Source organism: Pseudoalteromonas sp. SS15 (genome assembly GCF_049257195.1).
Taxonomy (GTDB): Bacteria; Pseudomonadota; Gammaproteobacteria; order Enterobacterales; family Alteromonadaceae; genus Pseudoalteromonas.
Genome location: NZ_JBMMUD010000006.1, coordinates 207,634 through 231,710 on the forward strand (window position 1 = coordinate 207,634; position 24,077 = coordinate 231,710).

Consider the following 24,077-nt stretch of genomic DNA (forward strand, 5'->3'; position numbering starts at 1 on the left):
CCCAGAGAGTTATGAAAGAAAAATTATAAAGCATGTTGTTTGATGCAAGGGCAATGCTCGAGCTCAAACAACATAAGGAAACAACTTTAATAACCATTAGAACGACCCAAAGCGCTGAGATGCTCGTGTTTGAAAAGCAAATACGAATGAGAGATGTGCGTGCGCATCAAGATTTTTCGTGTTTGTTAACTCATTCAGTGTCGAAACGTGGCGGGAAACACAACAATTGAAGGAACTAAACTATGTTTAAAATTTTAACTTCAGCAGTCGCAGTCGCGGCAGCCATGAGCGCAGCAACAGCGATGGCGGCACCGGCAACACCAAGTCTTAATTGGGAGCCGCAAAACTATTCGTTTGTTGAAATCAACCTCGATGGTCGCGGTTCATACAAACAGCTGGTTAAAACCAAAAAAGAAGTCCAGATCAACATAAAATGGAATGCATGGTCTGGCTCTGCAGGCGACACTTATAAAGTTTACTTTGACGATCAAGTTGTTCATCAAGGCCCAGTTGCTGCAGGCGCAAATGGTGGCACGATTTCATTCCCTTACACAAAGTCTGGTCGTCACGATTTACGTGTTGAGCTTTGTGATGCAACAGGATGTTCTAAGTCAGCTGCAAAACCGATTGTCATTGCTGATACAGATGGTGGTCATCTTGCGCCATTGGCGATGAATGTTGACCCAAATAACAAAACGTATCCGAAACAAACAGACACTGTGGTTGGTGCTTACTTTGTAGAATGGGGTATCTACGGTCGTGACTATGATGTAACTAAGATCCCTGTCGATAACCTAACGCACATTCTTTATGGTTTCATTCCAATCTGTGGTGAGAATAGCTCACTAGGTGAAATTGAAAATGGCAACAGCTTACGTGCGCTTCAGCTTGCATGTGGCGACTCAAAAGATTACGAAGTCGTAATTCATGATCCATGGGCTGCAATCCAAAAAGCATTGCCTGGTATCAACAGTAAAGACCCAATTCGTGGTACTTATGCCCAATTAATGGCGCTTAAGCAACGTAATCCTGATCTTAAAATCCTTCCTTCTGTAGGCGGTTGGACACTTTCAGACCCTTTCCATGGCTTTACGGTTAAAGCAAACCGTGACGTATTCGTTAACTCAATGAAAGAGTTCTTAACAACGTGGAAATTTTACGATGGTATCGACATTGACTGGGAATTCCCAGGTGGTGGTGGTCCTAATGCTAACCTAGGTAGCCCTGAAGATGGTGCCGCTTATGTTGCACTTATGAAAGAGCTACGTGCCATGCTTGATGGTCTAGAGGCTGAAACAGGCCGTAAGTATGAGTTATCTTCGGCGATTGGTACAGGTTACGACAAGATTGAAGACGTTGATTACAAGCAAGCTGCTCAGTACATGGATTACATCTTCGCGATGACCTATGACTTCTTTGGTGGTTGGAATAACGTAACTGGTCACCAAACTGCACTTTATTGTGGTTCACATCTAAGCGCGGGTGAGTGTAATGGTACAGGTGTTGATGACCAAGGTAACCCTCGCAAAGGCCCAGCTTACACAATTGATAATGCAATCAAGTTATTGCTTCAACAAGGTGTACCAAGTAAGAAGCTAGTCGTAGGTACGGCCATGTACGGCCGTGGTTGGGAAGGTGTTTATCCACAAAATGCGACGATTGCTGATAACCCTATGACAGCACCGGGTAATGGCAAGTTAACAGGCACTAAAGCGCAGGGCGTTTGGGAAGCGGGTGTCATTGACTATAAAGGCGTTAAGTCTTACATGATTGGTGCCAACGAGCAGGGTGTGAATGGCTTTGAAGTAGGCTATGACGAGCAAGCACAAGGCGCATACGTGTGGAACCGTAGTACAGGTAAATTAATCACTTATGATAGCCCACGCTCTGTAAAGGCAAAAGGCCAATACGTGCGCGCTAACAACCTAGGTGGTTTATTTGCATGGGAAATTGATGCAGATAACGGCGATATCTTAAATGCAATGCATGAAGGCTTAGGTGCAAGTGATACGCCAGTAGATCGCGCACCAGTGGTTGACCTTGTTTCTGAAGTGACAATCGACTCTGGTAAATCTGCTACTGTCTCAGCAACAGCGACTGATCCAGAAGGTAAAGCAGTGTCTTTCCAGTGGTCTGCAGATCAAGCATTAACGCTAACAGCGAATGGCGCAAGTGTGTCTGTTGCTGCCCCAACAGTCACAGTAGACAGCGTTTATACCCTAAGCCTTAAAGTGTCAGACGGTAAAAACGAAGTAAACCGTCAAGTTAAAGTGATTGTAAAAGCACCGGCTTCAGATAACAAAGCACCAGTCGTGGGTACTGTTGCTGATGTAACTGTTGACGAAAAAGCATCTACTTCACTCTCTGTAACTGCAAATGACCCTGAGAACCAAGCACTGACATACACTTGGTCAGTACCAGGTCACACAGTAACGGGTTCTGGTAGCTCAGTAACATTAACGGCTAACGAAGTGACTGCAACTGAAACAGTACAAGGCACAGTGAGTGTGAGCGATGGTGTTAATACGGTTTCTCGTACTTTCAACGTCACAGTCAATAATCTTGCTGATGCAGGTAAAACAACTTGGGATGCCAATACAGTTTATGTTGGCGGCGACTTAGTTTGGTACGAAGGTACACAATACAAAGCGCGCTGGTGGACTCGTGGCGAAAACCCAAGCACTAGCTCAGTCTGGACAAAGCTATAACTTTATTACCAACCCTCTTTATTTAGTCATTTATTTTGAGGGTTGGTATGACATATAGCTAACGCATAGATTTTTCTTTTGGCAAGGACGCCTTTTTTATTATGAATCAACACTCCATGCTCTGCTTAATATGTAAAAACCTCAGATTAAGCAGGCATGTATTCTTCTTATACTTTAATGTGTGCTTTTAACATATCCAAACGAGGATATGGTTTCGCCTTCTAAAATAGCGCCCGACCATTGTTGCTCATTCTTCTAATCCAACCCCTTAATTTCTTGGCTGAAATATAGACGCTTTAAAGTTTGAAAATTAGAAAGGAGGCATGCTTTTTTAAGCATAAAGAATTGTTTTTCAATTCTGTCTGAACTGGAAAAACTCACTTACTTTAAAGAGCATTGTTACCTTTGCTGATTTTTGCGAAATTTTTAACAATAAAAAGATAGTGAAAATGTATTAAAACCAGCTTTTTGAATAAGAATCAATATCAATTTTTTAACAGTTTTGACTAAGCACTTCTTTTCAAACCATTTAGTCAAATTACTAGTTTACGGTTAAAATTGAACTAAAAGTATTATAATAATTTATTTTAATAATCTTTTTATATTATTTGTGGCTGGTATGCTCAGTGAGTTTCGTAAAGTAAATGTAACGATTTTTTGTAGTTTTTAATCAGTTATTTCTTCAGTGTATAACTTTAAATAAATTTATATCTTTTTGTTATATATGGGTATTTTAACAATATCGTCATTTTTGATTGTTTTTTGTCTCATCCTTTATTACTAATCGCTACTTTTTTAAAATTCAAAAAATCACAAATGTTAAAGTTTTGTGATTCAAAAATTGTGTTCTAGACTTTTTTTGCCCCTTAAATGGGTAAATAAGTGATTTTCAAATTAGTTGGTTGAGTAAATCACAATAATTAAGGTCAGGAACAAAATATGAAACATTTCAATTTAGTGCGCAGAGGTTTCAAGCCTTCAGCCTTGGTGTTAGCCATGCTGAGTGCACCCGCTTTTGCCGCTGTAGATTGTACAAATATCCCTCTATGGGAGTCAGGGAAAGTTTACACTGGCGGTAATCAAGTCCAGCAAGACGATGTTGCCTACAAAGCTAATTGGTGGAACCGCTCTTCACCAAAAGCTCGCTCAGGTCAGTGGCAAGAGTGGACTAAGCTAGGTGCTTGTGGCTCTGCTGAGCCAGAAAACCAAGCGCCATCGGTGAAGCTTCTCAAGCCAGCGGCAGATCTCTCTGTGCAAGAAAACGAAGAAGTCACGCTCGACTTTAGTGCACAAGACAGTGACGGCGTTGTTAAACATGTTGCGATATATCATAACGATTCGTTGGTTAAAGTACTGAGCAATGCACCATATACGTTCGTTTGGAAAGCAAAAGCGGGTACGCATAATTTCCATGGCGTGGCATTGGATGATGACGGTGCAACAGCACGCTCTGTAAGTCGTAAAGTCACAGTCACGGCAGAACCACCAAAAGATAAAAACAATGCACCAATTGCTAGGCTTGCGGCTCAGCTTCCAAGCGAGCTAGAAGTCGGCAGTGAAATTGTGTTCACTATGATTGCCAACGACACTGACGGCGACAAGCTAACACAAACGCTAAAATTAAATGGCGACGTGCTAGCGACCAGCACTAACAATGAACATCAAGTTGTGTGGAAAGCCACTTCGGCTGGCCGTCAAGTATTTAGCCTAGTTGCTGAAGACGAACACGGTTTAGCGTCTGACATTATCAGCCGCACATTTGTAGTTAAAGACACCACAGACGGCCAAGTTTCGCATGAAGACTGTCGCCCAGCAGGTTTATATCAAACACCCGGTGTAACGCCTGCGTACTGTGATATTTACGACACAGAAGGTCGTGAAAAAATGGGTGCCGATCACCCAAGACGTGTGATTGGTTACTTTACTAGCTGGCGTCATGGTAAAAATGACCAACCAAGCTACCTAGTTGATGATATTCCTTGGGATAAGATCACCCATATTAACTACGCGTTTGCCCATGTTAATGACAAAAACGAAATCAGTATTGGTAATCCAAATGCCGAAGGTAATGCCGCCACTAACATGACTTGGCCGGGTGTTGAAGGCGCTGAGATGGACCCATCTCTGCCATACAAAGGTCACTTTAACTTACTGAGCAAATACAAGAAAAAACACAAGCACGTGAAAACGCTTATCTCGGTAGGTGGTTGGGCTGAAACCGGCGGTTACTTTGACGAAACGGGTAAACGCGTTAACAACGGCGGTTTTTACACCATGACCACCAATGAAAATGGCAGTGTTAACCAAGCTGGTATCAACGCGTTCGTTAAAAGCTCAGTTGAGTTCTTAAGAACCTATGACTTTGATGGCCTAGACGTGGATTATGAATACCCGTCATCAATGAAAGACACAGGCCACCCAGAAGACTTTGCGATCAGTAACGCACGTCGTGCAGGTTTAAACAAATCGTACCAAGTACTGATGAAAGACCTACGTGAAGCCCTTGATAAAGCGGGTGAGCAAGACGGTAAACACTACATGTTAACCATTGCCGCGCCGTCATCAGGCTACCTACTACGCGGTATGGAAACATTCCAAACGGCTCAGTATTTAGACTTTGTAAACATCATGACGTACGACCTGCACGGTGCGTGGAATGATCACGTTGGTCACAATGCGCCACTGTACGACACAGGTAAAGATACAGAGCTTAAAACCTGGAATGTGTACAACACCAAAGAGTTTGGTGGTATCGGTTATCTCAATACTGACTGGGCGGTGAATTACTTCCGCGGCACTATGCCTGCAGGGCGCATTAACATTGGTATTCCTTACTATACCCGTGGCTTTAAAGACGTACGCGGTGGCGAAAATGGCCTGTGGGGTCGCGCACCTCTTCCTAACCAAAACGACTGTCCAAAAGGCACGGGCATTGGTGAAAAAAACAAGTGTGGTAACGGTGCCATTGGTATCGATAACTTATGGCACGACATCGAAAACGGCCAAGAAGTTGCAGCAGGCTCGAACCCACTTTGGCACGCTAAAAACCTAGAGCATGGCATTAACCCAAGCTACCTAGGGGTTTATGGTCTAACGCCTGACTCAGATCCGGATGATGTATTTAAAGGTGACTATGTGCGTCATTACGACGACGTCGCGGTGGCTCCTTGGTTATACAACGCCGAGAAAAAAGTATTCCTTTCAATGGAAGACACAGAGTCGATGAAAACCAAACTCGACTATGTGGTTGAAAAGGGTCTCGGCGGGGTGATGTTCTGGGAACTGGCAGGTGACTTTGACTACCACGCAGACAAAGGCGAATACTTCATGGGGTCAACCATGACGTCTTTAGCGTACAACACCTTTAACCAAAGTGGTGTGGCGTATAACACGAACCTGGGTGACAACGAGTTTGCTGCGCCAGAAAAAGCCGTCGATATTCGTTTTGTTGCCAAAGACTTCCCGGTTGGTGATCAAAACTACCCAATTCGTCCAACCTTTGCGTTTACTAATAATTCAGAGCTGGATCTAACTGGAGCGACGATCACGTTTAACGTCCCGACGTCGACGTCACCGATTTTTAAATCGAACTGGAATGCACGCAAAAAACTGGGCATGGCAGTAGAGCACGATGCGTCAAATAGCGCAGGTAATAACATTGGCGGTTTTGAGAACGAATTCCACCGTTTCTCAATTACCTTTAAAAACCAATGGGGCGGTCAGCTTGAGTCATTTAAGCCGGGCGAAACGGTCAATGCACAAGTGATGTATTACATGCCAATTACAGGTCCGGTGAACTTTGTAGTTGAAAAAGACGGCAGCAAATATGCGTTTACGTCTGAATACCCTGAGTTACCTATTGCGACTAAGCCTGACACAGGCAACGGCGGCGGTAACGGTGGTGATACTGATGACAATACCCCACCAGATGGCAAAGCTTGTGAAGGTGTCAATGTAAACAACATTAACACCTACCCGAATTGGCCTCGCACAAATTGGGCGGGTCAGCCAAGTCATGCAGTCGGGGGCGACCTTCTGATCCACAACGGCGCAGTTTACAAAGCCAAGTGGTGGACCAACGGTGCACCAAGTGACGGTGGCGCATGGCAAAAAGTATGTAGCCTTTAACCCGTTAGGGTTCCCAACGGGGAGTGGCCATTAGGCCGCTCCTTTATCAAACGTTTTCAACATGAATGATTGACAGATTGCGACTGAATAGAGTCTGCGACGTGAGCAAAGTCATGTGTAAAACAATTGGAATTGATAACAAAAACGAGTAAACCATGAAAAAACAACTCACCTTATGCGCCGTTGGCGTCGCTTTAGGGGCGGGGCTCATTGGCAAAGTCAATGCGCACGGTTATATGGATTTTCCTAAAGCCAGACAAACAATTTGTCACGAGCAAGGTGGATATTGGTGGCCAGAAGATGGCTCTAATATTCCAAATGCTGCTTGTCGCGCAGCGTATTTACAATCAAAACATGAGCCGCTTATTCAGCGCCATGAGTTTTCTGTAAACACTGCAGATTACAACAACCAAAGCGCGGTTGAAGCCAATGTGCCTGACGGCACGCTATGTGCGGCAGGTAATGCCAGCAAGGCGGGCATGAATATTCCTTCAGCAGATTGGCAAAAAACCGAAGTGGTGCCCAATGGCGAAGGCAAAATTAAGATCCGCTACCGCGCAACCACGCCTCATAATCCAAGTTTTTGGCAGTTTTATTTAACCAAGCCGGGTGTGGACTTTAAAAATAAACCACTGGCATGGGGCGACTTAGAGCTGGTGCAAGCGCACGGCAATGTTGACTTCTTTATGGCACCAGATGGACATCGTTACTACGAGATGGAAGTTGCCATACCAGAACGTTTTGAGGGCGATGCAATTTTGTATAGCCGCTGGCAACGTGACGATGTGGTTGGCGAAGGTTTTTACAACTGTAGCGACATCACCATCAAGCGCGATGATGCCTCGACGCCAGCCCCTGATACTTGGTATGCCTTTGACTACTTTGTAAAACAAGGGCAAGAAGCTCAAAACGGTGACACCATTTGGGCACGACTATTTGACGAAAATGGCCGAGAGCTGATTCAAGAAAAGTTCGATGTGACTACAGCGAATGCCAACCAGTGGCAGGCTGAATTTGCCAACAAGCTGGTATCTGGCTTTGACAGCTTGCTCCGCATTGGTGTGCAAAATGCCAGTGGTGAGATTGTATTTGATGCTGAAAACATCAAGAGCAATCAAGTTTTCTTAAGCAATAAGGCGCACAGCTTTAACCTTAAAGTACACAAAAAACCAACCAATACCGCACCGACTGTGCATACGCCAGCGCCGCTGACATTAGAAGAAGGGCAAAGTAAACATCTACATGTGCATGCTTTTGATGACGAGCAAGCAACGCTGAACTTCGACTGGCAGCTACCTGCTGCTGTGCGTTTCACAGGTCAAGGTTCAACCATCACAGTGACTGCGCCGCAAGTGGATGCAGACACGCGTTTTGATGGCAAGGTAACGGTGTCAGACGGCTTCATTAGTAAAACCGTGCCGCTGGTGATTAATGTCACGAACAAAGTAGACAAGCCTGAACCTACACCTACACCTCCAACAGGTAAAGACACGTGGGATGCGAACAAGGTTTATACCGCAGGTAATACAGCCGTTTATAAAGGCAAAACTTACCGCGCCAAATGGTGGGTACGCGGCCAAGCGCCAGACTCTAGCCAAGCTTGGGAATTAGTCCAAAGCGGTGGTGACGATACCAATTCATACAACTCCAACAAAGCCTACCAAGGTGGCGCCATTGTGACCTTTGAAGGTCAGCGTTATCAAGCTCGCTGGTGGACGCGCGGTCAAACACCGGGCCAAAGTTCTGTTTGGAAAAAACTCTAATAATACTCAGTAAGGTAAATACAACATGTTTAAATATTTAACCACAGCTGCCGCCGTAGGCGCAGCTTTAGCAAGTGCCGCTTCATTTGCCGCACCATCGACGCCAAGCATTAACTGGAAACCGCAAAACTATTCGTTTGTCGATGTAAACATCTATGGTCGCGGATCTTACAAGCAGTTAATTCAAGCCAAAGATGTTGTCGACATTCAAATTGAATGGAACGCATGGTCTGGCAAAGGCGGTGACAGCTACAAAGTATACTTTGATGATAAAGTGGTGAACGAAGGCACTTTATCGGCAGGCACGACTGGCGGCACTATTCGCTTCCCGTATCATAAATCAGGCCGTCACCAACTGCGTATTGCCCTATGTGATTCTAGCGGCTGTGCTATGTCTGCGTCTAAGCCAATTGTCATTGCCGACACAGACGGCGGCCACTTAGAGCCACTTAAACTCAACGTTAACCCTAACAACAAAAAGTTCGACACCGATCCAAATACGGTGGTTGGTGCTTACTTTGTAGAGTGGGGTATCTACGGTCGTAAATTCGATGTAACTCAGATCCCAGCTGACAACATTACTCACCTGCTTTACGGCTTTATTCCTGTGTGTGGTCCAAATGATTCGCTCGCAGAAATTGAAAACGGTAACAGCTTACGTGCCCTTGAACTGGCATGTGGTGGCTCAAAAGATTACGAAGTCGTTATACACGACCCGTGGGCGGCAGTTCAAAAAGCACTGCCGGGTGTGAGCAGCAAAGATCCAATTCGTGGTACTTATGCGCAGCTTATGGCACTGAAAAAGCGCAATCCTGATCTGAAGATTTTACCGTCGGTAGGAGGCTGGACGCTGTCTGATCCATTCTTCGACTTCGACAAAAAAGAAAATCGCGACACCTTTGTTAACTCAATGCGCGAGTTCTTAAAAACGTGGAAGTTCTACGATGGTATCGACATCGACTGGGAGTTCCCGGGTGGTGATGGTGCGAACCCAGATCTTGGCTTTGAAAAAGACGGCGAAGTGTACATCATTCTAATGAAAGAGCTACGAGAGATGCTTGATGAGTTAGAAATCGAAATGGGCCGTGAGTTTGAACTGACTTCCGCAATTGGTACAGGCTACGACAAAATTGAAGACGTTGACTACAAGCAAGCTGCGCAGTACATGGACTACATTTTTGCCATGACCTACGACTTCGCTGGTGGTTGGAACAATGTAACGGGTCACCAAACTGCGATTTACTGTGGCTCTCACATGAGTGCCGATGAGTGTAACGGCACAGGTGTTGACGAAAACGGCGAGCCAAGAAAAGGCCCTGCTTACACGCTAGACAACGCTATCCAATTACTACTTAAGCAAGGTGTACCAAGCGACAAGCTGGTAGTGGGGACCGCTATGTACGGCCGTGGTTGGGAAGGGGTTTACCCACAAAACGCTGAAATTGAGGGCAACCCAATGACCGCCCCTGCGAATGGCAAGCTGAAAGGTTCAACGTCACAAGGTGTGTGGGAAGCGGGTGTGATTGATTATAAAGGCTTAAAAGCCCACATGATTGGTCAAGACGAGCAAGGTATTAACGGGTTTGAAGTAGGGTACGATGAACAAGCAGAAGCCGCTTATGTTTGGAACCGTCAAAAGGGCACATTGGTTACTTATGATAGCCCTCGCTCTGTGCGTGCCAAAGGTCGTTATGTACGCGAGCATAATCTAGCTGGTTTATTTGCATGGGAAATCGATGCAGATAACGGCGATATCTTAAACGCCATGCACGAAGGCTTAGCGGGAGAGGTTGTGCCACCTAAGCCTAAAAACAAAGCCCCAATTGTGACGCTTGTTGAGCAGATCACACTCAACGCGGGTGATGTTCATGTTCTAACAGCTACTGCGACTGATCCAGAAGGCAAAGCGGTGACCTTTAACTGGCAAGGCGATGCAGCGCTGAATCTTCAGACTGAAAATGACAGCGTAATCATCGTGGCACCTAAAGTAACCACTGACTCAGTTTACACCGTTAACCTAAGCGTGAGCGACGGCGTTAACACAGTTAATCGTGCAGTCAAAGTGACTGTAAAAGCCCCAGTTGTTGAAAACAAAGCACCTGTTGTGGGCTCAGTTGCCGCAGTAACTTTAGACGAAAACACGTCAAAAACACTGAGTGTAACGGCCAACGACCCTGAGGGCAAGGCGCTGTCTTACACATGGCGTGTGCCGGGCCACACTGTGGTGGGTAATGGCGCAAGTGTGACACTTAAAGCGGGCGAAGTGGCTAAAACCACCACTGTAAAAGGCAGTGTTGCAGTGACTGATGGCAAGCACACAGTGACACGCGAATTCAACGTAACCATTAATAACGTTGAGGTAACTGAGCCAACTCCACCGGGTAACGATGACACAACGTGGGACCCGAACAAGGTTTACACAGGCGGTAACACGGTTAAGTACAAAGGCGTTGAGTATCGTGCTCGTTGGTGGACCAAAGGTGCAATACCAAGCAATGGCGGTGTATGGGCCGAGATCATCCCAGATGACGGCAAAGTACGCGCATGGCGTAGCGACCTAGTTTATACCGGTGGCGATAAGGTTGAGCATAACGGCGAAACCTACCAAGCGCGCTGGTGGACTCGTGGTCAAATTCCAGGCAACGGCGGCGTATGGCGCAAGCTTTAATCTTCATAAATCAATAATCAAAACCAAGTTCATTCTAGGTGCATGGACGCACCTTTTTAGACGAAGTAACAAAGACATAAAAAGAGAATAAAAATGTTAAAAATGAGTAAGGTGGCCTTTTTTGTGGCTGCAAGCATGGGTGCAAGTGCATTAACCAGTGTTACTGCAATGGCCAATGAGCCGGTAAGCCTTCATAACAACAAACAACTACAAAACAGCTTAAAGTCTCAGTTATCACAAAATGATAGCTTTTTTAGAGTAGCAAGTTCGTCGTCTCAGAGCGATTTTGAATTTAGAACACACACAAAATCTGCTGATGGTAAGCATTTGCGTCGTAGCCAATATTATAAAGGTGTGCGTGTTTATGGTGGTGAAATTGTCACTCACCATGAAGAAAAAAATGTGTTCAGTGCCTGGTTTCAAACTGAGGGCGAAATAAAGTCTATTAGTGGCTCGGTGATCACAAAGCCAAGTATAGATACAGTTATTCCGAGCATCGACGCTGATAAAGCAATCGCGTTTGCTAAAGAGCAAATTAAAGCACTTATTTCATCATCTGATGAGCACGCTGAGCTGGTTATATTCCCGCATAATGGTGAGCTAAAACTGGCTTACTTAGTCTCTATTTTGGCTGAAACACAAGATGCACCAACGCGCCCAGAGTTTACCATTGATGCGCATTCAGGTGCGGTATTAAAACGCATTGAAACCTTGCACCACACCAGAGTAGGCTCAGGCCCCGGCGGCAATGAAAAAATTGGTCTACATCACTATGGAACCGATAAACCCCATTTTCATGCCAAAGAGCTAGGCAACGGACAATGTGAGATGTGGCACACAGATATTCGTGTTATTGACATGGAGCACGGCACGACAAATACAGAAACGTTTCAGTTTCCTTGCTATGAAAACACCCATAAAAGCGTAAATGGCGCGTACTCACCGCTCAATGACGCAATGTATTACGGCCAAGCCACCATAGATCTATTCAAAGATTGGTTTGATAGCCGCGCCCTAACTGGCGATTTGGTGATGCGTATCCATTATCGCGAAGATTATTTAAATGCCTTTTGGAATGGTAAAGAGGTGACCTTTGGTGATGGTGACTTAGCCAATTATGGCGTTTACCCATTCACTTCATTGGGCGTTGTTGCCCACGAAATCGGCCACGGCGTGACGCATCAAAATTCAAAGTTGGTTTATAGCAATATGTCGGGCGGTGTGAATGAAGCATTCTCTGATATGACCTCAGAAGCGCTGGAGTGTTACATGAACCAAAAACCGGATGGCAGCTGTGAAGTTGACTGGTTAATTGGCGCAAGTATTTTTAAAAACCGCACTGCACTGCGTTATATGGCGAACCCTGAAAAAGATGGTCATTCAATTGGTCATGCAGACAAATTCAAACCGGGTATGGGCGTTCATAGTAGTTCAGGTGTGTTTAATAAAGCTTTCTATTTATTAGCAAATACGCCTGACTGGGGTGTAAAAAAAGCCTATGAAGTGATGTACAACGCCAACAAAAACTTTTGGGTTTATAACGGTAACTTTGAATCACTTGCCTGTGGCGTAACGGCATCTGCAAAAGACCTTGGGTACGACATTAAAGCCATTGGTGAAGCCTTTAAACAAGTGGGTGTTTTTGCTTGTACTGAAAACAAAGCGCCAACGATTTCCCTGACTAGCCCTAACGTAAACGAGCGCTTTATTGTGGGCACGGACGTGACCATTACTGCAAATGCACAAGATGATTACGGACGTGTTGAAAAGGTAGAGTTTTTTGTAAACGGTCAACTACATGCAACTGACACACAAGCGCCATTCGAAACCAAGTTTACTTCAAACAATACCGGTCAATTCGTGGTTGCTGCTCGTGCAACAGACAACGATGGCGCTAAGGCAGATGCGCAAACGGTTAGTTTTACTCTAATCGATCCGAGTCAATGTAATACTGCACCTTGGCAGGGCGGTCGCGTGTATACGTCGGGCCAAAAAGTCTCATTTGATGGCTTTGAATACGAAGCCAAGTGGTGGAACCGAGACCAAAACCCGGGTAGCAACTCAGGGTCATGGGGTGTGTGGAAAAAAGGCCTAGAATGTGGCGGCGTTACTGACAAGCCAAATCAAGCGCCGAGCGTGCAATTCATCAGCCCGCTAAACAATACTGAGGTTGAACAAGGGCAAAGCGTTAACTTTAACCTTGATGCAAAAGACAGTGACGGTGAAATTAAGTTAGTTGAAGTAACCATTAACGGTCAACTGCTAACGCGTTTAAACAGCGCACCTTATCAATTTAATTGGAAGTCAGACAAGGCTGGAAGCTACCGCTTTAGCGCCATTGCAAAAGACGATAAAGGTGCAACGACCACAGCCAAAGCAGTCACAGTGGTGGTAAATGAAAGCAAAGAGCCAACGCCAACGGCACCAGAAGTGACACTATTGTCACCAAGCCAAGGCCAAACGGTAAAACTTGGCGAGCGTTTATCACTTTCTGTTAGCGCAAATGACAAAGATGGCGACCTAAAACAAGTTGCTTATTTTGTGAATGGCAAACAAGTGAGCGTGAGTACACAAGCGCCTTACGCGGCGAGCTTCACAGCCAACCAATTAGGTAATGTGAGCATTTACGCTGTGGCGACTGATGCAACGGGTTTAAGCACACAGTCAAAGTCAAACACCATCAATGTGGTTGATAGCAGCAGTGATTGTGCAGTCGCCGAGTGGAGTAATAACAAAGTGTATACCGCGGGAAATAAAGCAAGCTTAAACGGTGAGCTATATGAAGCTAAGTGGTGGACACGTGGTCAAAACCCAGCTCAATACTCAAGCCAATGGGCGGTTTGGAAAAAGTTAGGCACGTGTAACTAAGCTTGACAGCGAATACAAATAACCTTTTTCAACTGAGTTTATTTTGGCCCGTGTTGGGCAAGCGCAACGGACTGCGCTTTTTTGATTTTAAAGTTTCGGCTGTTCAGTCGAAAAGACACTTATCAACTCAATACCACTACTCTAGTAAATCTCTTAACCAAAGCTCAGGTTATTAAATAAAGACTACAAAATAGCTGATAGAGGGCTTTCAACACTGTTCGCCCCTCTTTGTAGTACATGGGTATAAATTTGCGTTGTTTTCACATCACTATGACCCAGCTGTTCTTGAACCGTTCTAATATCAGCTCCGCTTTGTAGTAAATGGGTCGCAAATGAATGGCGTAGGGTGTGACAACTGACATTCTTTTCTATTTTCGCTTTTCTAGTCGCGATTTTAATTCCCTTCCGCAAACTCGACTCATCGATATGATGTCTTCTCAATGCAGATTGTTCATGAGGGTCATAGCTTAGGCTGTTAGAAAAAAATAGATAATGCCACAACGGATCTTTAGGTGCATTGGGGTATTTTTTGGCAAGTGCATGTGGTAACCAAACCCCTTTGTATGCTTGATTAGTTATATCATTGAATGCCGTTTGCTTAGCCTTTTCTATTTGTGTTTTAAGCGCAGGAATAAGTGCAGGAGCAAGGGTGACTCGCCGATTTTTGGCGCCTTTACCTTGCCAAACTTTCACACTTAAGTAATCGAAATCAATATCTTGTACACGTAATCTAACTGCTTCCATAACCCTTAAGCCACTGCCATACATGAGCTGGCAAGGAAGTAATATTGAAGGCGTGAGATTCGCAAATAACCGCTTAATTTCATCTTGTGTGAGAACGACAGGTAATTTTCTGGGGCGCTCACTCATATTAAATTGTAATTGCCGTTCAAATGGTAATTTCAAAAACTCTCGGTATAGAAAGACTAATGAGTTTAATGCGGTTGCTTGTGTACTTGCGGCAACACTTCTGTCGTTCGACAAAAACTCTAAATATTGCTCAACGTGGCTTGCAGTAAGGTCTTTAGGATGTTGTTTGTTGTGAAACAGAATGTAGTGATACACCCAATAAATATAAGTTTTAATTGTACGCTTAGCATACCTACGGGTGACCATGTAGCGCTCTAAAGCATTTAGAAAAGGAGAGTTTGACATAGGGTTAAAAGTTTTTAATATGTATAAATAAACAGTAGTCAAATAGCTGTAAGATGCAAGTTTATTTACAATGCCCGATTTTCTCCGTTTACAATGCCTGTTTATTTTCCAAGAAAAACATAAGGTGTTGAGTCTGTTTCAGAAACAAGATATTGTTTAGCGAAATTAACAGGAATGATTCCCGATTTTGTACTGACAAATTAAGGAATTTTTCCTATGAAAAAGCTGTTATGCGTCACTTTAAATCGCTGTCTTTAATGCAGTTTTTACTTCAAGTCTTTTCTTCAAATCAGCTTTTAGGTACAGTGGCGTAATTAAGTTTTAAGCTGGTCTTAGCTTTTCGTTTTTCAATTTTAGCTGTGACCAGAAAGGTCATTCACCAGTCGAACGCTTCTTTGCAATTTTGGGTTTGGTGAGTGTTTTTTAATTTTAAGTTTGGCTTATTAGTGCAGGCGCAAGCGCTTCTAAATTTGAGTGTCAACGCATAACAAGGTCGTCAACGCGGACAAAAAACTGTTGGCTGCTACGCTTCGCTTCACATTTTAGCCAACAATTTTTTGCCGGTTACAACGGCGTTATATGCCAAGGATTCTTTGATGTTAGCTGAGCCTTACAATACCTTATTGGTGATAATTATTTGCATCTTAGCCGCCTTGCATTTTAGTGGAAAACTTGGGAGTGCAAATAAATCTCCAACGCTAAAATATATGAATGAAAAATATCCTAAGCTGCCTAGATACATAACTGGTTTAGCTATATTTGTTGCAGTAGTTAAGAGTTTGATTTTGGTGATAGATGGCATATAACAAAACAATCAACAACATTCGCTTCGCTCATTGGGAAAAAGCCTCGCTGTCGCTCAGCTTTTCCCGTTATTGTAAGCGTTAGGCATACGGAATATGAATCGAGTTACATTTTACATCCTTGCAACCCTTCTTTTATCAACTGTTGGGTGCAAATCAACAACAGAGAAAGAAGATAAAGGTCTTGCTCTAAGAAAATCAACGCCAATCCAATTGTTTATGGGAACATGTGTTGTTGGTCGCCAAAGCTCAAAGGCTCTAGAGCAATTAGCTAACAGAGAAGGTTTTGTAATCGCACCTGAGCAAATTGCTCAAAATTACCTAAAAGGTAACGCAGGCAAAGCTTGGCACTTGAATAATGATGATGGTGATTTCGGGCTTGTATTACTCGAAAATAGACTTTGTTCTGTGTTTATACACCAAGGTGAGCCAAAAACAATTCAAGCTAGTATGGAAGCTTGGTTACCACCAAAAAACAGCGGGTTTACTTATAAAAAAGAGTTAGTTTCTCAATCGGGTAGCCTAACTACAACTTCATATACTCTGTATCAAGGCAACAGTTTTCTAGAGCAATGGGTAATAACAGTAAATAATGCTAAACCCAGTAACCTAGTTGCGATAATGTCATACCGAGGCGCCTAGTATGCCTAACAATTTAATTAAACATGGACGCAAAACAGCAGGCTTGCGCTCATTCTTCGCTTAGTTTAGCCTGCTATTTTCCGCCGTTTATTAAGGCGTTATGTTGCAAAAGGAGTCTCCAGCATTGGATGCTATATCAACTAAAAATTTAAGCTCAATGCCAGAAGTATTGCAGTTAAAAAAGCTACTTCAATCACTCGCAATGCTAGATGCAATTATGTCCCCTGAATGGGATGAACGTTTTTATTCATTCAATTCAAATTGGGACGTTAATGAGCAAATGGGTTCGATGAGGAATGGTTGTGGTGATGACTTCTATGTACTATTCAATCAAGAGGGCTGCTTTATTAAAGGTTTTGACCATGAATCTTCAATGTCATCTTGGAGTACTGATGGGCAAGTTCCATGGCCAGGTTTATTAAAAGGATTGCCTTCTGAATTCGTTACTGCCTCTAAAGAACCGGCTTTCTCTATGGATAATATTTCATTTTGTATTTGGAAACTTCATTCGGCAGACTATTGGGGTAAAGGTGACTTCGAATTTGCAGATGACGAAGATCCTGATGGTTCAGAATATCTTTTAGAAATCTTTGACTGTAACCCTGAAACATATAGGGTATTTGCTCAAGAGTATTATGAATTAGATCTGGATGTTACAACTATTGCAAAGATTTATAACCATTTACCTTTAACCGAAGAATTGGTTAAAGAAGTAAACCCTGAAGTATCAATAAAACAGCTAAAAAAAGATATTTCAGAAATTGGCTACCCTTGTGTTAATGCAACATAACAAGGCAAATCAAAAAGTGCGGACAAAAAACAGTTGGCTTTGTTCGTACCTCACAAATTATAGCCAACTATTTTTAGCCGTTTATTTGCGGCGTTATGTACATGAAGACTAGAGTGGCCGTTTCCTACTTAATCGTATTGAGCTTTCTACCTATTTGGTTATGGCTTAAAGCGGTTCATTGCAAAAGCTGGAGTTGGTTCGAGCTTATTCTACTCATCTGGCCGTTACTAATACCGGGTGTAATCTTCTTTATGATGATTACTACAAAATCAAAAAAGAGATGGTATGTTTTTCCACTCATACTGTCCTCAATAGAATGGGGTGGCCACTTTATTCTATTTTTTATATTCGGCGTTGCTAGATGCATTCACTAAATATTTATTATTCATGTATAGGTAGTGCAAATGTCAACTTGACGGGTTCACAGCTAACAAGTAAAGCCAGCATCGCCCCTGTGGGGCTGGACCTACGTTTCGGCGCTTCGCGCCTACACTACGGCCGCTGCTTTAGGCGTTAGTTTTTAAGGAAAGTATTTGAGCAAGCAAACTAAAGTAAAACATCACTATGTCCCTGAAGTTTATATGAAAGGGTTTACCATGGAAGAAGAAGACAAAGTATATGTTTTAAGGAAGCCTAGGCATAATATTTCTACTATGCACCCTGCTCAAATAATGTATGACAAGCACTTATATACAGTTAGCTTTCAGAATGAGCGTTCACAGATGATAGAAGACTTTTACTCTGAAGTAGAGAGTGAGTTATCTGGCGCATTTCGATTAATGAACGAGATTAGACATAACCCTAAAAAATACCTTGAAGCTAAAAATACCATTGAATTTCATCAATTATTGAAAGTTATTATTGCTCTTCAATTCTGGAGAACTCCTTGCCAAAGAGGTTTGGCAAAAGAATATGCATCAAACTTACTAGGGCTATATGATTCAGCAAGCGAGATAACTAAGAAAAATTTGGGTTATGACCGTAAATTTATTAAATATTTATATGCACATAGGGAAAAAGACTCTCATTTAACGGTAATTCAAAATTCCCTATTGCCATTATTAACTTTTAAGATGTTAGATGAAAGCTTAATTAATTTTTCATTCTACGTAACAGAACAAGATCAGGGATTGGTTTTAACATGTGATAATCCTGTAGTTTATTCTGACTTAAATGAGTTATTTGACTTTAAAGTTTTTGCTTTCCCTTTAACTAAAAATATCATTGTAGCCTCCAGTGTTGATGAGGGCGGGTTAGATATTTATAAATTCAATCAAAAAATGTATACACAAGCTCGAGAGCGAGTTATTGGTTCAAGAGAAGAGTACTTAAAAGAGTTTCAAAGATCTGCGACAGAAAATTAAAAACTAACAAGTGCCTAAACCAAAGGACGCAAAACAGCAGGCTTGCGCTCCTTCGTCGCCAATTTTAGCCTGCTATTTCGCGCCGGTTAGGCAAGCGTTGGTATGACTCCCACTGTCAAGTTAAACGCACTGATCCTCGCCTAACTTTTTAAGCCATAATTACTTCAACTCGAATTAGAGCGAGTTAATACATAGGATGAAGCAAGTAATGTCGTCGGTTATCTTGCTGATATTCGTTGGTTATTACTATTTCTAGTAACAGAGCAGACCTTACTTAGTTCGTCGTGGCACCTGTCTTCAGTCTATGTTCGTGGTTCAATGCAGCGTTAGCTGCATTGCCATCCTAACGCCGTCGGTGGTTGTACCACACCCGATGCTTGATCTCATGCATTAACTCTAATTCGTTTCTCATGCAGGTACTCTTGCCAATCTCAGTTTTGCATTGACAGGCGTAAGCACCACTTCTTTTGCAATTGCCCATATGTACGCAATCATTTCTCGGGCAATTGCCGTGACAACAAGGTTGTAGTGTTTTCCTTTGGCTATCATTTTTTTATAACGCTTGCAGAGCCTAAGCTGCGCTTTCCAGGCGATATCAATAATGTTTTTTGGTAAACCTTCTTGTCGTTTTTGCATATCTGTCGATATGTTTGCTGCATAGCGATATGTGTGCGCGCCTTCAACAAGGAGGCGCCTTGCTCGGCCATTTCCGCATTTTGTGATGGCGCCAATATGGCGTTTGCCACCACTCGAGTGTTCACTAGGCACAAGACCAAGATAACTCATTAATTTACGGGGATGGTCGAAGCGTGATAAGTCGCCAAGCTCAGCGACAACGCCAGCGGCCACGAGCAAGCGAACGCCGCGCATCGCTTGGATTGCTTTCACTACGGGATAGTAACGCCATTGATAAACATGATGAGAGAGTTCGTTGTCGAGTCGCTCCAATCGTGCAGTTCGCTCGTTTATAGTTTGAATAAACTCTTGTAAAACGATTTGTTGTGCTGGGTGTGGCAATACTAATTCTGTAAGCCAGCGTAAGTGTTTGAGAGACCAGTTTGCAGTACCTTTGTAGTTAATATTATTGCGAAGTAGTAGGGCTTTTAATTGATATTTAGCATCTTTTAGGTCTTTCATAGCCACTTCGCGTGCGCGAGATAAGTCTCTGATGGCTTCATCTTCAGGCTCAGGCACATAAATGGGTGTTAGGTCTTCAGATTTAAGGAGTTTTGCGAGCTTTAGAGCGTCACGTTTGTCGGTTTTGATACGCTCACCAGGCTTTTTAGGAATAAGGGAAGGGGCAACTACGTAACAGAAATGTCCGAGACTGGTAATTAATCGGTAAATCCAATAACCGCATGGGCCAGCTTCATAAACAAAGTGTAGCGTTGCACCTGGGTATTTAGATTCGAATTGGCGAACCAGTTTTTGAACGGCCACTTTGGAAGAAGGAGAGCGACCAAGGTGAACAGGTTGTGCGCCTCTATGTTCTTCAATATAGGCGACTTCATTGAATTCTTTATGTGTATCAAGAGCGATAAAAAGTATGCTATGTTTATTCATGTTAGCCTCTGCTGTTTAGTTATTTGACAAACTAATTATGGCTCTGGCTTTGAATTAAGCTAACCCACGAAAAGCGGAGGCTAACACCGTGTGGGAGTCATTGTGTCTATGTTTAAAGTGAGTATGGAAGCAGAATTAAAGAAAAGAGTTGATGTCATAGTTGGGCTTAGCAGGCTTGCTGGGGGCATGCTTATTTTAATAGGGTGCCTACTAGTATTCTTCTTTGTCCAAGCTGCACTTGATCCGAATGCTGTAATTGAAGTCAACGGTGTCCCGACCAATGACAAAAGTACAAAAATATCGGCTGTGTTGTTTGCCTGTTTATTTCCAATAATTGGCCTATTGTTAGCGTTTGCACCTAGCAAACTAATGGACAAGTTGGCCGCAAAAATAATTACCCGTTTGAGTTAATTTAAACATAACAAATTAATTAAACAGTGGACGGAACTTGATCCGATAATGCACACATCTTCATATAACTATGGAGGTGTCAGATGGCACGAAGAAAACACTACAATTTTTACACAGATGAGTTTAAAGCAACTGCTGTTGCATTGAGCAAAATAGATAACATTCGAGCAAAAGATGTAGCAGAAGCGCTTTGCATACATCCCATCATGCTATACCGTTGGCGTATGGAAATTCGTAACGGAACACTCATGTCTAAACCTAAACAAGTCAATATCGACCTAAAACTAGTGCTGAATTAAAGCGTTTAAAAGAACTTGAGCGTGAGCATAACTTGCTCAAAGAAGAGCATGAACTTTTAAAAAAAGCCATCCAACACTCTTTGGAACAAAAAAAGAAGTCTTCGAATTTATAGATGCGAATAGAGCAAAGCATAAGTTACTCGTGATGTGCCGTGTATATGGTGTTTCTCGTCATGGCTACTACGCATGGAAACGAAGAGGGAAAAGTAATCGAACATTTGAAGATGAAGCACTGACAGATGAAATTTTTAAAATTTGGCATCAGAGTGGAAAAGTATACGGTAGCCCCAAAATAACCCAAGCACTGAAACAACAAGGTTTTCGAGTCAGTCAAAAACGAGTTGCTCGACTGATGCGTGAAAATGGAATTAAAGCCAGAGTGGCTACTTTTTATCGCAATAATAAAAAGCTTAAAGAGTTTGTTGCTGCTATTCCCAATAGGGAGTTGGACGTCATGGCCAACAAACCTGACCAAGTTTGGGTTGGTGATGTGACCTACTTAAAAGTAAAAGGGGAATGGCGTTACCTATCGGTAATTATGGATAAGTGCAGCCGAAAAGTGGTGGGCTGGTCGCTCAAAGACACACGCGATGCCTCTTTGACGCTGAAGTCTTTGAAGCAAGCGTTGAAAAATAGAAAGCCTGAAGCGGGGTTAGTCTTTCATTCCGATAGAGGGATTGAATACAGGGCTCGTTTGTACAGTAAAAGACTAGAGCAACGCGGTATTATTCAAAGTATGAACCGGCCAAAAGTAATGAATGATAATGCCCATATGGAGTCATTTTTTCATAACTTTAAGGCAGAGCGGTATCACGGTCGGAAATTTAATTGTGAAAACAGCTTAAGGGGCGTGATCACACGGTATATTGGTTTTTATAACAACCAACGTTTGCATTCTTCTTTGGGGTATTTACCTCCAAGTGAATATGAGCGTAGAATAAACAAAAATAACAATTTGATGTGTGCAAAAGCGGGTTAATATCCTACTCATTTTTGAAATTACCGTTTATAACAATCTCTTTTTTAAATAAGCCTGTGCGGGGATCTCAACCAGCTTATACATAAAATGTGCAACAATCAGTGTGGTGGTCACATAAATTAATATGGGAATAAATAAGAACACTCCCTCGCCGCTTGGCAGTAGTTTTGGTAATGCGCTGTTGAACACCATAAACACTACGCCATGGCATAAATAGATAGAGTAGGAGATTTCGCCTAAATATTTCATGTTAGATGAGGCTAAAAAACGGCTGACGCCATGTTCGGAATTCGTCAGCGCATAAATTAACACGCCAAAGGTGAGTACCATGACCCAGTCCCAACGACTATGGGCGTTAATCACGCTCATATAGACGATGATCAGCGCTGAAACTATCGCAAACAGCCAAAATGGGGCTTTAAAATTTAGACGATAAAGCTGAAAAATAAGCATACCGAAAATAAACTCTGATAAAACACGCATCGATACCCACTCCCAGCCTGCAATGTAGCTATCCATATCTGTTAATACCCAGCCTATAGAGGTGGTTATGGTAAAAATCATGGCGATTAAGGCAAAGCACACCAATGCTGAAAGTTGTTTTCTGAGCAGCAAAGCGGCCAAAAATGGGAAGGCCAAATAGGCTAAAAACTCCGAGCTGACTGACCAAGAAGGGGCATTCCATCCCAAGGAATCATGAAAGCCAAAACCATTTGTTAAACTCAAGCTGTAAAGTAGTTTTTCAAGTGAGAAAGCATTCACAGGCGAGTCGTAACCAAACGCCCATTTTGCACCAAAATAGATGGGCACGAGTGATAAAGTGGTCAGTAGGTGTACAGGATAAATACGCGCAATGCGTTTAACCATAAATTGTTTCATGGTGTTGGCTGTGATTTGAGTTGAAAAGTCTTTATGGTGAACATATGCAATCACAAAGCCACTTAAAATGAAGAACAGGTCGACACCAAGCCAGCCTTTTTCAGCGATGTGTTCGACTAAAACGGGGAGTTTACCTTGCAAAGGGTACTGACTAACCAAATGATGTAATAACACCCATAAAGCTGCAATGCCACGAATGCCAGTGAGCGCGTCAATCCTGTTTTTAGTCATAACTTCCCCTTACATTGCCGATTTATTTAGAGTATAGGCAAGAATTTTTGTTCTAGTTTGTTTGAGTTGGGGATTTATTATTGCTTATTTTTAAACAACTTACTGTTTAAAAATTGAACTAAACAATTTTGACCTTATCTATAAAGGTGAGAAGTAAGTTGTTGAGTGGGTTTGTTTGCGATGCAACTTAGCCTTTTAATTTTTCATGGAGAGAGTCATGCATTTAGCACAATTGAATATAGCCCGAGCAAAATACCCTTTGGATGCCCCAGAAATTAAAGACTTTGTTGATAATCTCGATGTGGTAAATGCCACCGCGGAACAAAGCGAAGGTTTCGTATGGCGGTTAATACCAATCCTCAATAATACTCAATCATTTTGAGGGACTAAAACTGACGCTAGCTTCGTTAAAAATTTCTTATTTAGAGCAACTAAATAGCAAAATTTTCGCCTTGCTATCGAGCAGTTTTCCTTGCCTCAAAATAGATCACTTAATTAAGAGGATTGGTATAAATGATGAATAGGGTGATGCGACAAGCATTCAAGCGTTTGATGATCCGAGTTTGTTAATCAATATGTCAGTATGGACAAGCCCAGACTCCCTTAAAGATTTTATGTTTCGCACTCATCACCGTGATTTTATGCGACGTAAAGGTGAGTGGTTCGAAAAGCTAAATGAAGACTCTTATGTATTATGGTGGATTGAAGAGGGGCACACTCCCACCGCTGAAGAAGCAAAAGCGCGCTTACAACATTTAAGAGAACACGGTGACTCGCCTTATGCGTTTACTTTTAAAGCCAATTTCACGCCAGATGATTTATAACG

At 42.8% G+C, this 24,077-nt stretch carries 15 protein-coding genes and 2 pseudogenes; 14 read left to right on the forward strand and 3 right to left on the reverse strand.

Going from position 1 to position 24,077, the window contains the following annotated elements:
• The first annotated feature begins 242 nt into the window (after window positions 1-242).
• From AAEU28_RS14055 to AAEU28_RS14075, 5 genes are all read left to right on the forward strand, one after another.
• Window positions 243-2,708, forward strand: a complete 2,466-nt coding sequence (locus AAEU28_RS14055; protein ID WP_421964710.1) for a glycosyl hydrolase family 18 protein — start codon at window positions 243-245, stop codon at window positions 2,706-2,708.
• A 939-nt stretch (window positions 2,709-3,647) separates the two neighbouring features.
• The gene (locus AAEU28_RS14060; RefSeq protein WP_421964711.1) at window positions 3,648-6,836 is read left to right on the forward strand and encodes a glycosyl hydrolase family 18 protein; all 3,189 of its coding nucleotides are present in this window, start codon (window positions 3,648-3,650) and stop codon (window positions 6,834-6,836) included.
• A 155-nt stretch (window positions 6,837-6,991) separates the two neighbouring features.
• Window positions 6,992-8,599, forward strand: a complete 1,608-nt coding sequence (locus AAEU28_RS14065; RefSeq protein WP_421964712.1) for a lytic polysaccharide monooxygenase — start codon at window positions 6,992-6,994, stop codon at window positions 8,597-8,599.
• A 25-nt stretch (window positions 8,600-8,624) separates the two neighbouring features.
• Complete coding sequence (locus tag AAEU28_RS14070; RefSeq protein WP_421964713.1) at window positions 8,625-11,267, forward strand: glycosyl hydrolase family 18 protein; 2,643 nt, start codon at window positions 8,625-8,627, stop codon at window positions 11,265-11,267.
• Between the two features lie 93 nt (window positions 11,268-11,360).
• Complete coding sequence (locus AAEU28_RS14075) at window positions 11,361-14,135, forward strand: Ig-like domain-containing protein (RefSeq protein WP_421964714.1); 2,775 nt, start codon at window positions 11,361-11,363, stop codon at window positions 14,133-14,135.
• Window positions 14,136-14,318: 183 nt separating this feature from the next.
• Here AAEU28_RS14075 and AAEU28_RS14080 read toward each other — a convergent pair whose 3' ends face one another.
• On the reverse strand, window positions 14,319-15,290 hold the full coding sequence (locus AAEU28_RS14080) for an integron integrase (RefSeq protein ID WP_421964715.1): 972 nt from the start codon (window positions 15,288-15,290) through the stop codon (window positions 14,319-14,321).
• Between the two features lie 596 nt (window positions 15,291-15,886).
• Between AAEU28_RS14080 and AAEU28_RS14085 the strand changes: the two genes are divergently transcribed.
• From AAEU28_RS14085 to AAEU28_RS14100, 4 genes are all read left to right on the forward strand, one after another.
• Window positions 15,887-16,096: a hypothetical protein gene (locus AAEU28_RS14085; RefSeq protein ID WP_138627488.1), complete on the forward strand. Its 210-nt coding sequence runs from the start codon at window positions 15,887-15,889 to the stop codon at window positions 16,094-16,096.
• 93 nt (window positions 16,097-16,189) lie between these two features.
• Complete coding sequence (locus tag AAEU28_RS14090) at window positions 16,190-16,735, forward strand: NMCC_0638 family (lipo)protein (protein WP_421964716.1); 546 nt, start codon at window positions 16,190-16,192, stop codon at window positions 16,733-16,735.
• 100 nt (window positions 16,736-16,835) lie between these two features.
• Window positions 16,836-17,525, forward strand: coding sequence for a hypothetical protein (locus AAEU28_RS14095; RefSeq protein WP_421964717.1), 690 nt, complete (start codon window positions 16,836-16,838; stop codon window positions 17,523-17,525).
• 533 nt (window positions 17,526-18,058) lie between these two features.
• Window positions 18,059-18,889, forward strand: a complete 831-nt coding sequence (locus AAEU28_RS14100) for a DUF4238 domain-containing protein (protein ID WP_421964718.1) — start codon at window positions 18,059-18,061, stop codon at window positions 18,887-18,889.
• A 408-nt stretch (window positions 18,890-19,297) separates the two neighbouring features.
• On the opposite strand, the gene AAEU28_RS14105 is transcribed toward AAEU28_RS14100, so the two are convergent.
• Window positions 19,298-20,452, reverse strand: coding sequence for an IS110 family transposase (locus tag AAEU28_RS14105; RefSeq protein WP_421964719.1), 1,155 nt, complete (start codon window positions 20,450-20,452; stop codon window positions 19,298-19,300).
• Between the two features lie 102 nt (window positions 20,453-20,554).
• Here AAEU28_RS14105 and AAEU28_RS14110 point away from each other — a divergent pair, with 102 nt between their 5' ends.
• The 3 genes and pseudogenes from AAEU28_RS14110 to AAEU28_RS14120 all read left to right on the forward strand — a co-directional run.
• Window positions 20,555-20,863 carry a hypothetical protein gene (locus AAEU28_RS14110; protein WP_421964720.1) on the forward strand — a complete coding sequence of 103 codons (309 nt, stop codon included), beginning with the start codon at window positions 20,555-20,557 and terminating at the stop codon, window positions 20,861-20,863.
• 83 nt (window positions 20,864-20,946) lie between these two features.
• The gene (locus AAEU28_RS14115) at window positions 20,947-21,162 is read left to right on the forward strand and encodes a transposase (protein WP_421964721.1); all 216 of its coding nucleotides are present in this window, start codon (window positions 20,947-20,949) and stop codon (window positions 21,160-21,162) included.
• Between the two features lie 70 nt (window positions 21,163-21,232).
• Window positions 21,233-22,141 (forward strand): annotated as a pseudogene (locus tag AAEU28_RS14120) (IS3 family transposase); the annotation flags it as partial.
• 27 nt (window positions 22,142-22,168) lie between these two features.
• Here AAEU28_RS14120 and AAEU28_RS14125 read toward each other — a convergent pair.
• A complete protein-coding gene (locus tag AAEU28_RS14125) occupies window positions 22,169-23,251 on the reverse strand; it encodes an acyltransferase family protein (protein ID WP_421964722.1) in 1,083 nt (360 codons plus the stop codon).
• A gap of 217 nt (window positions 23,252-23,468) precedes the next feature.
• Between AAEU28_RS14125 and AAEU28_RS14130 the strand changes: the two are divergent.
• Both AAEU28_RS14130 and AAEU28_RS14135 read left to right on the forward strand, forming a co-directional pair.
• Window positions 23,469-23,600: pseudogene (locus AAEU28_RS14130) on the forward strand (DUF3291 domain-containing protein); the annotation flags it as partial.
• A 190-nt stretch (window positions 23,601-23,790) separates the two neighbouring features.
• Window positions 23,791-24,075: a DUF3291 domain-containing protein gene (locus tag AAEU28_RS14135; RefSeq protein WP_421964839.1), complete on the forward strand. Its 285-nt coding sequence runs from the start codon at window positions 23,791-23,793 to the stop codon at window positions 24,073-24,075.
• The last annotated feature ends 2 nt before the right edge of the window (window positions 24,076-24,077 follow it).